Origin of the sequence: Pseudomonas sp. 20P_3.2_Bac5 (assembly GCF_025466035.1) — a bacterium.
Lineage (GTDB): Bacteria > Pseudomonadota > Gammaproteobacteria > Pseudomonadales > Pseudomonadaceae > Aquipseudomonas.
In genome coordinates, this window is the sequence record NZ_JANLOA010000063.1 from 1 (window position 1) to 12830 (window position 12830).

The window sequence follows — 12830 nt, forward strand, 5'->3', positions numbered from 1 at the left end:
CCCCCAGACCAGCGGGGGGGCGGCGCGCGGGTCGAAGCCGGCGCGCAACAGCAGCAATTCCAGCCAGCCGCGGGTCGGCGCCTCGACCGCCACTGGCTCCGGCAATTGGCCCAGCCGCTGCAAGGTGCGCTCTTGCGCCGACTTGCGCACGCCGCTGTAGAACAGGCTGACAGAAGCGCTCAGCAACAGCAGGCCGAACAGCCCCAAGACCAGGGCGATCATGGCGCGGACTCCAGCGGGTCGTGACGCAGCTTATCTCCGGCCGGGTTGACCGCGTCGCGCACGAAGGCCGTGCCGCCTCGCCGATCAAGGCGGAACAGAGTGTTGGTGACGTACACGTCATCGCGCAGGCCAACCACTTCCAGCACCTCGCTGACACAACGGCGCCCATCGGGCAGGCGGGTCAACTGGATCACCACATCAAGGGCGGCGCAGATCATCTGCCGCAGGGTCTTCTCCGCCACCTGGAGCCCGGTCAGGCCGACCAGGGTTTCCAGACGCAACAGCGCGTCCTGCGCGGTGTTGGCGTGGACGGTGCTCATGGAGCCGTCGTGGCCGGTGTTCATTGCGGTCAGCACGTCGATGACCTCCACCCCGCGAATCTCCCCGAGCAGGATGCGGTCCGGGCGCATCCGCAGGGCGTTGCGGATCAGTTCGCTGGCCTTGATCTCGCCATGGCCTTCGGCATTCGGCGGCCGGGTTTCCAGACGCACGACGTGAGGGTGGTCCAATTGCAGCTCGGCCACGTCCTCGATGGTCACCAGTCGCTCGTGCGGGCTGATCAACTGGCTGAGGATGTTCAGCAACGTGGTCTTGCCGGTGCCGGTGCCGCCGCTGACCAGCACGTTGCAACGCTTGCTCACCGCCAGTTCGAAGAACGCCATGATCCCCGGATCGATGGCGCGGGTCGCCAGCAGATCGGCGCTCTTGAGCATGTCCTTGCGGAATTTGCGGATCGACAGGCAAGGCCCGTCCAGCGCCACCGGCGGAATGATCGCGTTGACCCGGCTGCCGTCGGGCATGCGCGCATCGACCATCGGCGACGACTCATCCAGACGCCGGCCAAGCGGCGCGAGGATGCGTTGCATCACCCGCTCGACATGGTGCGAGTCGATGAAGCGCAGGTCGGTCTGATGCAACACCCCGGCGCGCTCGACGAACACGCGGTACGGGCCGTTGACGAGGATTTCGGTGACGCTGGTGTCGCGCAGCAGAACTTCCAGCGGGCCGAAGCCGGTGAGTTCGTCCACCAGTTCCTCGGCCAGCCGCTCCATTTCATAGCGCGACAGCGCCAGGTGCAGGCGGGCGATGTAATCGCCGACCTGCTCGGTGACGAATTGCGCCAGCGCCGGTCGCGAGCCTTCCAGCAGGTTGCGGCCGGAGTCTTCGATGGCATCGATGATGTGTCGGTGCAGCGCACGCTTGAGTGCCTGGGGATCACTGCCGAGGTTGGCCCGGGGTCCGCCGAACAGCTCGTCACTGCTCATTTTTGTTGCCCCAGAGCCGGGTCAGCCAGTTGTTGGCCTTGGGCTTGAGGTTTTCCGAACGGCGCGCGAGGCGCTCGCCCAGGGTTTTGAGGGCATGGGTGAGGTTGTCGCGCGGGGCCAGCTCGAACAGGCTCAGGCCCTGGTTCCGCGAGTTGAGCCGCACTTCGGGGCTGGAGGGCAATTCAGTCAGCACCGGCAAGGCGAAGCGTTTGCCGAGGGCCTCGGCATCCGGCACCACGCCGCGCAGATAACGATCGACCAGCAGTTTGGCGTGCTCCAGGTTCATGCCCTTTTCGCGCCAGGTGTTCAGCACTTCCAGGTTGCGCCGGCACTCGATGACATTCTGGTCGGTGTACCAGATCAGCTTGTCGCAGTGGCTGACAAAGGTGCGCAGCGCCTCGCTGTCAGATTGTCCGGTGAGGTTGACGATGATGTGCTGGAAGTGTTGTCGCAGCGCGCTGAGCAGCATGTACAGCTCGGCGGCGCTGGTGCGCTCCAGTGCTTCGTCGCCCGCGGCGTAGGCCAATAGGCGCAGGCCGCTGGGTTCGCGGGCGAAGGCGCTGTCGATCAGGGTGCTGTCGAGGCGGCGCAGGTGGCGCAGGGCGTCACCGAAATGGAAGGACGATTCCAAGCCCAGCAACGCCAGGCTGTCGCCGCGCGGCAGGCCGAGGTCAAGCAACAGGGTCTGCTGGCCGCTTTTCTGCACCACCTCCCCCAGGTGCAGGGCAAGCAGCGCGCCATCGGAACCACACTGGGTGCCATAGAGCACAGTGAGGCCGCCCAGGTGCGGGTTGGTGGTCACTGGCGGCAGGCGCTTGCCCAGGCGCCGGACCAGCCCGGCCACCTCGCTCGAGCGCGAACCGTAGGCGACGAAGTCCCGCGCGCCGGCGCGCATCGCATTGAGCACAAGCTGGTTGTCCATGCCATCGCCGAGGGCGACGATGGCCAGCATCGGCTTGGCCTCCAGCACCCCTTCGATGAGTGCGCACTGGTTGACCACATGGTCGCGGTCCAGGCCGATGAACACCAGATTGGCGAAGGTCACGTCGACCAGCGCCAGCATTTCATCGAGGCTGCCGCTGCCGGCGCCGACCACCTGCCCCAGCGGCGCCAGCGCGGTCTGCAGCCATTGCAGATCACCCTCGTTGCGGGTGATGGCAAGGAAGGTCTGGCTCAGGCTTTCGCTCATTGGGATAACCCGCTGCGACGTTCGAAGTCGCCGTTTTCCAGGAAGAAAAGCCGCCCCCAGCTCGGGTCGTAGGTGCGCAGGCGCTCACCGGGAAGTTCCGGCAGCTTCGCGTTGACGGCCAGCGGCCTGACCAGATGCGGCGTGACGACCATCAGCAGTTCGGTTTCTTCGCTCTGCACGTTTGACTGACGGAAGAACGCGCCAAGGATCGGCACATCGCCGAGGCCCGGGAATTTGTCCACGTCGGAACGGTTAGTGGTGCTGATGAGGCCGCTGATGATGAAGCTCTCACCATCGGCGAGGGAGATGCTGGTATCGGTGCGCCGGACTTTAAGACCGGGAACCGTGGTGCCGGCAATATTGACCGTTCGGGAGTAATCCAACTCGCTGACTTCAGGGGCGACCTTGAGCATGATGCGGTCGCGGCTCACCACCGTTGGCGTCAACGCCAGGCGAATGCCGAACTCCTTGAACTCGATCGACACGTTGTCGCTGCCGCTGCTGGGCACCGGGATCGGGATTTCTCCACCGGCGAGGAAGCTTGCGGTCGTGCCGCTGAGCACCACCAGGCTGGGCCGTGCCAGGGTGTAGGCGAAGCCGCTGCTCTCCAGGGCGTTGATCGCTGCGAGGAAGCGACTGCTGCCGCCGCCCCAGACAATGTTGAACATATCGTTGCCAAGCGGGATCAACGGGTTGACCACCGGCACATTGCCCGGCGTCACGTTGGTATTCGGCACGGTGCCGGGCGAGCCGATCAGCGAGTTGTTCGAACCTTTGAAGAACAAGCGCGCACCGGCTTCCTTGAGCTTGGTGCGGCTGACTTCGACGAAGCGTATATCGGCCTGCACCTGGCTGGGCGTTTCCGCATCCAGCGAGGCCGGCACTTGCGTGGAAACCATGTCCGCCGTCGCCCGCCCACGCACGAACACCATGGTCTGGCGCGGTGTGCTGGTGCAATGGGTCCACAGACTGAGGCTGGTAGCGCCGGGCCCCATGGCCGTGAGCAGCACCGCGTCATTGCCCACGGGATGCACATCGGCGACTTTCGGATCGCCCACCGCCGCACGGCTGATGCCGACCGGCAGGCGGACCTCCTGTTGCAGACCCTGGTCGATTTCGATCACTGCCGGCACCTGCGGCAGTGCCGAACAGCCCTTGTTTGCGGCATGCGCTTGGGACAACGGCAGCAGCCCCGCCAGCATGGCCATCAAGGTGTAGCCAGGGATCCGTGAAGAACGGCTGCTCATTGAAGGACATCCTTGCTGGGTTCAATGGGATTGTTCGGAAGACTGCGTGCCGCGAATGATTTCCATGGCCCGTGGTGGCGCCGGACTACCACGGACAGGCGCCGGGGCCTGGACCATGGCCAGTTGGCTGAAGCGATAGAGTTCGCGATTGGCGTTGGCCAGGGTGCTGTCCGCGGCTTTCGGGTCGGCCCAGTAGCGGGCCAGGCGTTTTTCTTCGGCGCTGCGCACGGCCAGGCGCAGGCTGCCGGCCTGGGCCGCCAGCACCAATCGACTCGCCAGCCCTTCGGGAACCGCCACCACTACGGTGCGCGGTGCATCGCGGCGTTTTTGCTCGCGGACCTTGGGATCGACCTCGACCGGCTCGGCCGGTTTGCCGTCACTGGCCAGCCCCATCTGCTGGCCGACACTGAGCAGGCGCAAGGCCGGAATCACCACTTGGGCGCTGGCCAGGGGATTGTCGGTTTCATCTTTCAGATAGAGCAGCACGTCGACGTAGTCGCCAGGGCGGATCTGCCCGGCTGCGCCGCTGACCTCATCCACTGCGAGCGTCAGGGCCCGCTCGCCCGGCTGGATCATTCGCGCCAGCGGACCACCGGCCTCGAAGCTGCTTTCTTCCAGCCAGGTGCCTGCGGGCAGATCGCGCCACGGCGTGCGTCCGGCAACTTGCTCGGGGGTCTGGAAACTGCCGGCCGGCGCCACCAGCAGGCGCTCCACGGCGAGATCGTCGGTGCTCAATGGCATATTGGCGGCAACATCCCGGCGCAACACCACCACCGGTTTGCGCAATTCATCCTGGACGTTGTTGACGGCTTGCGTCACCGGCTGGGCTGCCGGCGCGGGTGGCGGCGTTTCTGTCGCGGGCTTCCTGCCCAGGGTCAGTCCCCAGTAGCCGGCGACGATGGCCCCCAGCAAAAACAGTCCGGCGAGTATCAACGTGATGCGACTGCTCATGTCCGGCCCCTCCCTGCCCTGCGCCCCATCAGCCCGTACGTCTTGTTAACGGGCTCACAAATACTCAATTGGAAGTAACTATTTCGCTATTTGACGGTAGCGCAGGTAGGCCAAAACGCCATTACACCGTCAGATTATTTTCGGTGGCATTTCTGTCACCCTCATAAAACAACAGCTTATTGGCGGCAATTTTCCATTATCACTTTGGTGTTAATGCTTTCTTACATTTGCCGAAGGGTTAACTCTTGGCGATGCTCTGGTTGCAAAGGGGAATCACCAAAGCCCCGTGTTACCAGCGCTTCCAGCGCTAAGGAGCAACATCATGCATCTTTCCAAAATCATCCAGTCCATCCGGGGATTCTTCAAAAGCACCGACGGCGCGTCGGGTATCGAATATGCGCTGGTCGCCTGCATGGTCGCCGTTGCCCTGGTGGCATTTGTGCCAACCATTTCCGAGGGTGTGACCAACATCTTCACAACGATCGAGGCAGCTCTGCCCGCTTCATAATCACCGTGTCCCGGCAAGGCCTCGAACGTTTCTCCCACGAGCCCAACGTAACCCGTGACAGGACTACGCCATGCCTGCTTCCCCCCCACGCGAACAGTTGCTGTTAGTGGATGATGAAGAGGAAGCGTTGAACGAACTGGCTGAACTGCTGGACGGCGAAGGCTTTTGTTGCCACACGGCGACATCGGTGAAGCTCGCCCTCCAGCAGTTGACCCGGCACCCGGATATCGCCCTGGTCATCACCGACCTGAACATGCCGGAAGAGTCCGGCATCTCCCTGATCAAACGCCTGCGCGACCACACGGCCCGGGAGTATCTGCCGGTGATCGTCTGCAGTGGACAGATCGACCCCGTTGTCGCCGACGAACTGGAACGCTTGCAGGTACAGGGGGTCTTTCGCAAACCGATCTATCACACCCGCTTGCTGGATACGCTGAGCAGCCTGTTTCCGCTGGAGAGCATGCACGACAGACTGCACGCTGTTCCCTAGCGCATACGGAAAAGCCCCGGGGTTGCTTTGCAGCCCCGGGGCTTTTCCATTACGGCTCACTCACAACTGATAACTGAAGCTCACGGTGAACCGCGGCCGGCGGTTGAAACTGTCCAGTGCCATGTCCGACATCGGCTTGGCTGCCTCCAGCGAGATGTTGTAGTAATGCGCATCGCCAAAGCGCAGGCCGAGGGCCAGCGATGACATTCGTGAGTCCTGCACCTGTAGTTCGTTGAACCAGGTCCGCGCCGCATCCAGCACCACATAGGGCTGCAGCATCTTCACCCACTCACCGTCGCGCTTGAAGCTGTAGTTGACCTCATAGGCCGCGCCCCAGCCCTTGTCGCCTGACGCCTGGTCCACAGGGTAACCGCGCCCGAAGTTCTGCCCACCGAACACCGCCCGCTCGCTGTCGGGCAGGCTGTCATCGGTCCAGTACAGCGCGGCGGAAGCCACGCCCTGCCAGTTGTCGAAGAAGCGGTCGCTCTGTACGCCGGACAGGCGCAGGCGGAAGAAATCCAGGTCGTAGCCCGCGTTGGTATTGGCGCCGAAATGATCGAGGCCCTGGTAGACACCCGCACTGATGATCCGTAGCTGCTTTTCAGTCGCCTTGCGCCAATCGCCTTCGAAGGCCAGGGCACGGATGTCGGTGTTGGTGCTGACTTTCAGCGGGAAGCCGATGACCCGGTAATCGGTGGTGTCGTCCACGGCGTAGAAGCGTGCTGACAGGCTCAGCCACTCGTTGGGCGAGGCGATCAGCGGATGGGTCAGGCCGATGGAGTAGCGGTCGTTTTCGCGGTGCTGCTTGAGGTTGATGTTATCCGTCAGCCGCACCACCGCGCTGGGGTCGCTGCGGTAGCGGGATGCCGACAGGATCAGTTGGGTGCCTTCGCTGTCCAGGGACTGCGAATAGTCGGCGCGGAAGTAGTGTTCCTTGTCCTCGCCGGGAGGAAACAGGGCGCTGATACTCAATTGCTCGGCTACCGCGGTATGCGCGTTGCTGTTGGCGCCGAACAGGGCCTGGATATCGTCGCGACTACCGTCGGTGAGGTTCATCGTGGTGGTGAACGGCTTGCGGGAAGCCTGCACCATCAGCTTGCTCGCCCCGTCGGTGGTGCCGGGCGGAGGCACACTGGCCTGCAAGGTGATCCCGGGCACGCGGCTCATCAGCGAGGTGTAGCGTTCGAATGCCTTGCGCGTCAGCGGTCGTACGGCCTTGAGCTTGGTCACCAGTTTGTCCAGGTAGCCCGAGACACGACCAACATCGCCCTGCAGTTCGTAATCACTGATATAGCCTTCGACCAGCACGACCCGCAGCCGGCCTTCGGCGAAATCCTGTACGGGGAGAAACGCGTAGGACAACAGGTAGCCGTCCTGCTGGTACCGCTGGGTGAGACGCCGGGTTGCCTCGATCAGCTCGCCGACCGTCACCTCGCGATCGAGCAGCCCTTGGTAGTTCTCACGCAATTCACTCAGCGGGTAAACCGTCCCGCCTTCGATGCGAATCTTGTGGATCAGCACCTTGGTATTCATCATCAGCGGCTGGGGTTGAGCGGTTGCCGGACTCGGCACTTGCAGCTTGGGAGTTGTCGGCCTGAAAGCATCAGCCGGCAAGTTGGGCGCCGGCAGGTTGCGTTCGGTTTCGTTGCTGTTCAGATAGCTTGGGAGCGGCTCGGCCTGAAGCACACTGACCCAGGACAAACCCACTAACGCGACTGCCATCGATCGCATAGGACACTCCATGATCCTGAAAAGTACGAGGGAACCAAGGCGGTTCCCTCGTCAGACTCAAGCGTAGGTGTTGCCCGTAAGATCGTCTAACAACAGTGATGGCTTTTTATTTTTTGAGGCCCCCGGTCAGGCCGTTGAGCAGGCCGCCAACGCCGCCGGTAGCTCCGGCACCGGCCCCCACGGAACCACCGACACTGGCCCCGACGGTGCCATTCAAGGTTCCTGTCACGGTACTGACCACGGTACCCAGCCCTGCACCGGCACCGCCCGTTCCGCCAGTCGCGCCGCCCAAGGTATTGGTTACTGTGTTGACCACGCCACTAAGCCCTGCGCCTGCACCACCCGTTCCGCCAGTCGCGCCGCCCAAGGTATTGGTTACCGTGTTGACCACGCCACTAAGCCCTGCGCCTGCACCACCCGTTCCGCCAGTCGCACCGCTCAAGGTATTGGTTACCGTGTTGACCACGCCACTGAGCCCTGCGCCGACACCACCACCGCTGGCTTGGCCGTTGACCAGGCCGCCCGTTTGGGTAACCGTTGCCCCGACTGCATTAAGCGTTGCGCCAACCTGATCCACTACCGGGTTGTTAGTAGCATTGGCCAGTTGGGTCCCAAGCCCGCTGACTGCACCGCCGACCTGACCGACCAGACCGCTCACCGGAGCGCCCAGGCCAGTAGCAGCCCCGACCTGCTGGGTCACGCCAGCGACAGTGTTGACGACCGGCGTAACCGCCGAGCTCACCGAGCTGGTCAGTGCCGCAGCCGGTGCGGCCGCGCCGCTGCTGGCGACACCGTTACCGCCAAGCAGCGTTCCCAGCGAAGCCACCGTGCCGCCAACACCGGTCGTGGCATTGCCGCCAGCGCTCACCACACCATTATTGCTGCCTGCATCGAGGCCGGTTCCGACACCTGCAACGACGCCGCCCACGGTTTCCAGCAAGCCCGTCGAACCACCCGCCTTGCCGTCGCCAACCAGGCCACCGGCGGTAGAGGTGCCACCACCGACATTACTCAGCAAGCCACCCACCGCAGTAGTAAGGGGGTTACCGTTGCCGGCGGCGGTGATGCTGTCGCCTACCTTGTCGACCAGGCCACCGACTTTCTGTACCACACCATCAACCGGGGTGCCCAGCCCGGTCACCTTGCCCAGGTTGCCGGTGGTGTTCTCCACCAACGACACGACTTGCACAGCGGTGTTGCTGAGTTGCTGGTTGAGACTGCCGAGCGGGCCAGTCGTGCTCTGAGTGTCGAGAGTGTTGCCCAGCATGGTGACCGCTTGGCCAACCTGGCCGACCAGGCCACCAACCACAGGTACCTGCTCGATGACATTGCTACCGGCGAGTGCCTGTACTCCACTGCCAAGGTTCGCGACACCAGCGCCGACCCCGGAAAGGGTCTTGCCAACGGCATTACCGCCAGTGCCCAGTTCGCCGAGGCCGTTGCTCACCCCAGTACCGATACTGGTGACTGCTTGACCCGCGGAGTTCACCAGGCCACCGGCATTGACGTTGCCCAGCACCGGCAACGCGTTGACAGTCGTACCAAGGCTGCTGACAGCCGTTCCAACCCCGGAGACCCCGGTGCCGACCTGATCCAGAACCTGGCCGGTAATGAGAGGTGTGGTGGTGTTGCCACCACCGCCGGCGTTACCGCCACCGGTGCCGCCACCGCCAGTGCCACCGCCGCCCGTACCGCCACCGCCGGTGCCGCCTCCGCCGGTTCCACCATCACCACCGCCCGTACCGCCGCCACCGGTTCCGCCACCGCCGGTTCCACCATCACCGCCGCCCGTGCCGCCACCGGTTCCACCATCGCCTCCGCCGGCAGCACCGCCGCCGTCAGTTTGCGAAGAACCGTCCACTGAGCTGTGATGGCCACCGCCACCACTGCTGCAACCCGCCGATGCGGTTACAGCCAGAACCAATGCCAGTGCTGTGCTTGCCTTAATCCACGCTTGAGTATTCATGATGGCGACTCCATAGCTTTCGCTGCCGCTGCTTGGTGTTTACGGACGGTCCCAGAGCGGAACCTCCACTTCCGTAACGCCATATCAGCCCCCCAAGCGAGGAGTCACAATTCTGAACTTGGTATTAACCGTTTATATACGCCGGCGATGGCCAAAAAAGTTCTTTTAGTTCAATGGCTTGAAAACCTCTTTCAGCTCAGGTGATAGCACTTCGACTTTCGCGCTATATCCATTTGACGGGTAGCTGGCGCCAATTTCTGATGCCTGGCACACGCATTGGCAGCCCGGCGGCGATGCATGAAAAGCGATTCGGGAAAGCCCGTTGACTACAGTAAACTCCGCGCCCCCTTGCGGGTTTTCACTTGACCGGGAGCTTCTCCGGCGAGTTTCGTAGCACTTTGTTCCTGGAGATTTTCCATGCCTGCCCCTGTCTGGTGGCTGCTTTGCCTGCCTTTTATCGCCGGTGCTTTCCTGCCCTTGCAGGCCGGTATCAATGGCCAGTTGGCCAAACAGGTGTCCAGCGTGCTGGCCGCCGCCCTTATTTCATTTGCGGTGGGCACCGTCGCCCTGCTGGCGCTGGTTCTGAGCCAACGTGAGATGCCCGGGCTCACCGCGCTGAAAGGCCTGACCTGGTGGCACTGGAGCGGCGGACTGCTGGGGGCGTTCTTCATCACCACCGCCGCCTTCGCCGGCCCGCGCATCGGCGCCATGCTGTTCATGGCGCTGGTGCTGGCCGGGCAACTGGCGATGGCCATGGCCCTCGACCATTTCGGCTGGGCGGGCTTTCGTGAAGCGCCGGCCAGCCTCGGCAAGATCGCCGGGCTGGTGTTGATCCTCGGCGGGGTGTGGTTGATTCGCCGCTACTGAGTGACCTGGAAAGTCAGCCGCGCGGTCTGGCCGCTGGCATCGAGCACGCTCAGTTCGTACTGGCCCGCCTCGTCGAGGTTGGCCTTCAACAGGCTCTGGCCGGCGGTTTCACCCAGCGGCGCACCGTTGAGGAACCACCAGCGCTGACCATCGCCACCCAGCGCGGACACATCCACATGCAGTGTCTCGCGACTGGTGGCCGGGCGCCGTAGCTGGTCGCCCTGGCGCACGCCGACGATGGACAGCGGCGGTGCCGTTGCTGGCACCTGTGGCGGGCAAGCGGAATCGGTCGCCGGTAGCCGCGCATCGCGCCGCTCCACGCGCGACAGCCACGGTTCCAACGGCGCGGGCCAGAGCGCGATATCCCGCGACTGCGCGCCGGGGCACGCCGCATCGACCCGCAAACCCCGATCATTGACCCAGACCCGCTCCAGCAACCCGACACTCAGTGGCTGGTCCTGCGCCATCAGTGTCGGCGGGGTGGTGCCGTCCAGCGTCCAGGCAAACCGCTGGCGTCGACAATTGGGATCGCTGCGCGTCAGCGGCTGGCCCAGCGGCCAGCAGATCGCTGCCACCCCGACATTGGCCGGCACTGCCGGCACAGGGGCGGCAATGCCACGCTGGCTGTCGCGGTTGCTCAACACATCGTGCACTTGCAGCATCAACGGCGCGGCCGAGGCCAGGCCAAACTGCCCCGGCACCGGCGTGCCGTCAGGACGACCGATCCAGACGCCAATCAGGTAACGCGGCCCGACCCCGATCGACCAGGCATCGCGAAAGCCGTAGCTGGTGCCGGTCTTCCAGGCCAGCGTCGGACGCTGCACCAGTTCGGCATGCGGATCACGGTCAGGGCGGGCCTGACCGCTGAGAATACGCCGCACGATCCACGCCGCGCCCGGCGACAGCAGGCGCCGTTCCAGCAGCGGCGCATCCGGTTGCAGGCGCAGGCTGGCACTCATGCCGTCGCGGGCGAAGGTGCTGTAGCCAGCGACCAGATCTTCCAGACGGCTGCCACCCCCACCAAGGATCAGCGACAGGTTCGGCTCGGCCAACGCCGGCAGCGCCAGCGGAACACCTGCGGCGCGCAGTTGCGCGGCGAAGCGCTTCGGCCCGTAGGCTTCCAGCAATTGCACCGCCGGCAGGTTGAGCGATAGCGACAACGCCGAGCTAGCCGCCACCGGACCACTGAAGCCCATGGAGAAATTGCCGGGGCGATAGTCGCCATAACGCCGCGGCACATCCTGCAACAGCGATTCGGAGTGGATCAGGCCGTCGTCCATGGCCATGCCGTAGAGAAACGGTTTGAGGGTCGAGCCCGGCGAGCGCCAGGCGCTGATCATGTCGACGTGACCAAAACGACGCTCGTCATTGAGGTCCACCGAACCGAGGTAAGCGCGGACCGCCATGGTCTGCGACTCGACCACCAGGATCGCCGCCGAAGTCCGCTCGGGAAGCCGCGCACGCCAGCCGATCAGCAGGTCTTCCAGGCGCCGTTGCAACACGGCATCGAGGGTGGTGCGAATCAGCGGCGGGCTGTCTGCACGGTTCAGGCGTCGCGCCAACAAGGGTGCCAGTGCCGGCTCCTGGCGCGGGGCGAGCAGCAGTGGTTCTTCCATGGCTTCGTGGATCTGCTGGCTCGGCCACACCTGATATTCATCGAGACGCTGCAGCACCTTGTCGCGGGCGGCGGTGGCGCGCTGCGGATGGCGATCCGGGCGCAGGCGGCTGGGCGCTTGCGGCAGTACCGCGAGCAGCGCCGCCTCGGCGGGCGTCAGGTGCAGCGGTGACTTGCCCAGGTACGCCCAACTTGCCGCCGCCACGCCTTGCAGGGTGCCGCCGAAGGGCGCGCGATTGAGATAAATCTCGAGGATCTCGCGCTTGGACAAATGCCACTCCAGTTGCAACGTGCGCCAGAGCTGGCGCAGCTTGCCGGGCAAGGTGCGCGAGTGTGGATCGAGCAGGCGCGCCACCTGCATCGACAAGGTGCTGCCGCCCGACAACACCCGGCCTCCACTGAGGTTTTGCCAGGCCGCACGCCCGAGTGCCAGCGGGTTGACCCCGGGATGGCGATAGAACCAACGGTCCTCATAGGTGAGCAGGGCCTGCAGGTACAACGGCGAGACTTCCTCGACACCGACCGGGTAACGCCAGACGCCTTCGGCATCGGCGAAGCGCCACAACGGCGTACCGTCCTCGGCCAGCACCACCCGGGCCAGATCATCCTCGGGCAGCGGCAACGGCCAGATCCGGTCGGCCAACCACAGCAGCGCCACCAGCCCCAGTCCCGCCAGCAGCACCAGGGTTGCCAAGCGGGCCTTGCGACCACGCGGCAGGGCTACGCTGAACATCGGAAGCACTCCATCAGGGAACCGTAATGGCCTGGCGATAGCCAAA

Annotated in this window: 10 protein-coding genes and 1 pseudogene; 3 read left to right on the top strand and 8 right to left on the bottom strand. The window is 64.3% G+C overall.

What is annotated here, in order from left to right; genetic code table 11:
• The 5 genes and pseudogenes from NTD88_RS10575 to cpaB form a co-directional block, all read right to left on the bottom strand.
• Window positions 1-222 (bottom strand): annotated as a pseudogene (locus NTD88_RS10575) (type II secretion system protein F); the annotation flags it as partial.
• Window positions 219-1487: a CpaF family protein gene (locus tag NTD88_RS10580; RefSeq protein WP_095156058.1), complete on the bottom strand. Its 1269-nt coding sequence runs from the start codon at window positions 1485-1487 to the stop codon at window positions 219-221. The pseudogene NTD88_RS10575 and the gene NTD88_RS10580, both read right to left, overlap by 4 nt.
• On the bottom strand, window positions 1477-2676 hold the full coding sequence (locus tag NTD88_RS10585; protein ID WP_262156530.1) for a pilus assembly protein: 1200 nt from the start codon (window positions 2674-2676) through the stop codon (window positions 1477-1479). The genes NTD88_RS10580 and NTD88_RS10585 overlap by 11 nt, the downstream gene beginning before the upstream one ends.
• Complete coding sequence (locus NTD88_RS10590) at window positions 2673-3923, bottom strand: type II and III secretion system protein family protein (RefSeq protein ID WP_410017270.1); 1251 nt, start codon at window positions 3921-3923, stop codon at window positions 2673-2675. Before NTD88_RS10590 ends, NTD88_RS10585 begins: the two co-directional genes overlap by 4 nt.
• Window positions 3924-3944: 21 nt before the next feature.
• On the bottom strand, window positions 3945-4874 hold the full coding sequence (gene cpaB, locus NTD88_RS10595; RefSeq protein WP_262156531.1) for a Flp pilus assembly protein CpaB: 930 nt from the start codon (window positions 4872-4874) through the stop codon (window positions 3945-3947).
• A 322-nt stretch (window positions 4875-5196) separates the two neighbouring features.
• Between cpaB and NTD88_RS10600 the strand changes: the two genes are divergently transcribed.
• Both NTD88_RS10600 and NTD88_RS10605 read left to right on the top strand, forming a co-directional pair.
• Complete coding sequence (locus NTD88_RS10600; RefSeq protein WP_095156054.1) at window positions 5197-5382, top strand: Flp family type IVb pilin; 186 nt, start codon at window positions 5197-5199, stop codon at window positions 5380-5382.
• Between the two features lie 70 nt (window positions 5383-5452).
• Window positions 5453-5872 (top strand): response regulator, encoded by a 420-nt coding sequence (locus NTD88_RS10605; RefSeq protein ID WP_095156053.1) that lies wholly within the window; start codon window positions 5453-5455, stop codon window positions 5870-5872.
• Between the two features lie 60 nt (window positions 5873-5932).
• Here NTD88_RS10605 and NTD88_RS10610 read toward each other — a convergent pair whose 3' ends face one another.
• Together NTD88_RS10610 and NTD88_RS10615 are read right to left on the bottom strand one after the other, a co-directional pair.
• Window positions 5933-7603 carry a ShlB/FhaC/HecB family hemolysin secretion/activation protein gene (locus NTD88_RS10610; RefSeq protein WP_262156532.1) on the bottom strand — a complete coding sequence of 557 codons (1671 nt, stop codon included), beginning with the start codon at window positions 7601-7603 and terminating at the stop codon, window positions 5933-5935.
• A 106-nt stretch (window positions 7604-7709) separates the two neighbouring features.
• Window positions 7710-9569: a collagen-like triple helix repeat-containing protein gene (locus NTD88_RS10615; RefSeq protein ID WP_315975153.1), complete on the bottom strand. Its 1860-nt coding sequence runs from the start codon at window positions 9567-9569 to the stop codon at window positions 7710-7712.
• A 417-nt stretch (window positions 9570-9986) separates the two neighbouring features.
• Here NTD88_RS10615 and NTD88_RS10620 point away from each other — a divergent pair, with 417 nt between their 5' ends.
• Window positions 9987-10436 (top strand): DMT family transporter, encoded by a 450-nt coding sequence (locus tag NTD88_RS10620; RefSeq protein ID WP_262156533.1) that lies wholly within the window; start codon window positions 9987-9989, stop codon window positions 10434-10436.
• On the opposite strand, the gene pbpC is transcribed toward NTD88_RS10620, so the two are convergent.
• On the bottom strand, window positions 10430-12784 hold the full coding sequence (gene pbpC, locus NTD88_RS10625) for a peptidoglycan glycosyltransferase PbpC (RefSeq protein ID WP_262156534.1): 2355 nt from the start codon (window positions 12782-12784) through the stop codon (window positions 10430-10432). The two genes, NTD88_RS10620 and pbpC, sit on opposite strands and share 7 nt — an antisense overlap.
• Between the last annotated feature and the right edge of the window lie 46 nt (window positions 12785-12830).

Coding starts and splice junctions, on each gene's coding strand:
- pbpC (WP_262156534.1), bottom strand. CDS start 12,784: ATGTTCAGCGTAGCCCTGCCGCGTGGTCGCAAGGCCCGCTTGGCAACC.
- NTD88_RS10610 (WP_262156532.1), bottom strand. CDS start 7,603: ATGCGATCGATGGCAGTCGCGTTAGTGGGTTTGTCCTGGGTCAGTGTG.
- cpaB (WP_262156531.1), bottom strand. CDS start 4,874: ATGAGCAGTCGCATCACGTTGATACTCGCCGGACTGTTTTTGCTGGGG.
- NTD88_RS10580 (WP_095156058.1), bottom strand. CDS start 1,487: ATGAGCAGTGACGAGCTGTTCGGCGGACCCCGGGCCAACCTCGGCAGT.
- NTD88_RS10600 (WP_095156054.1), top strand. CDS start 5,197: ATGCATCTTTCCAAAATCATCCAGTCCATCCGGGGATTCTTCAAAAGC.
- NTD88_RS10615 (WP_315975153.1), bottom strand. CDS start 9,569: ATGAATACTCAAGCGTGGATTAAGGCAAGCACAGCACTGGCATTGGTT.
- NTD88_RS10590 (WP_410017270.1), bottom strand. CDS start 3,923: ATGAGCAGCCGTTCTTCACGGATCCCTGGCTACACCTTGATGGCCATG.
- NTD88_RS10620 (WP_262156533.1), top strand. CDS start 9,987: ATGCCTGCCCCTGTCTGGTGGCTGCTTTGCCTGCCTTTTATCGCCGGT.
- NTD88_RS10585 (WP_262156530.1), bottom strand. CDS start 2,676: ATGAGCGAAAGCCTGAGCCAGACCTTCCTTGCCATCACCCGCAACGAG.
- NTD88_RS10605 (WP_095156053.1), top strand. CDS start 5,453: ATGCCTGCTTCCCCCCCACGCGAACAGTTGCTGTTAGTGGATGATGAA.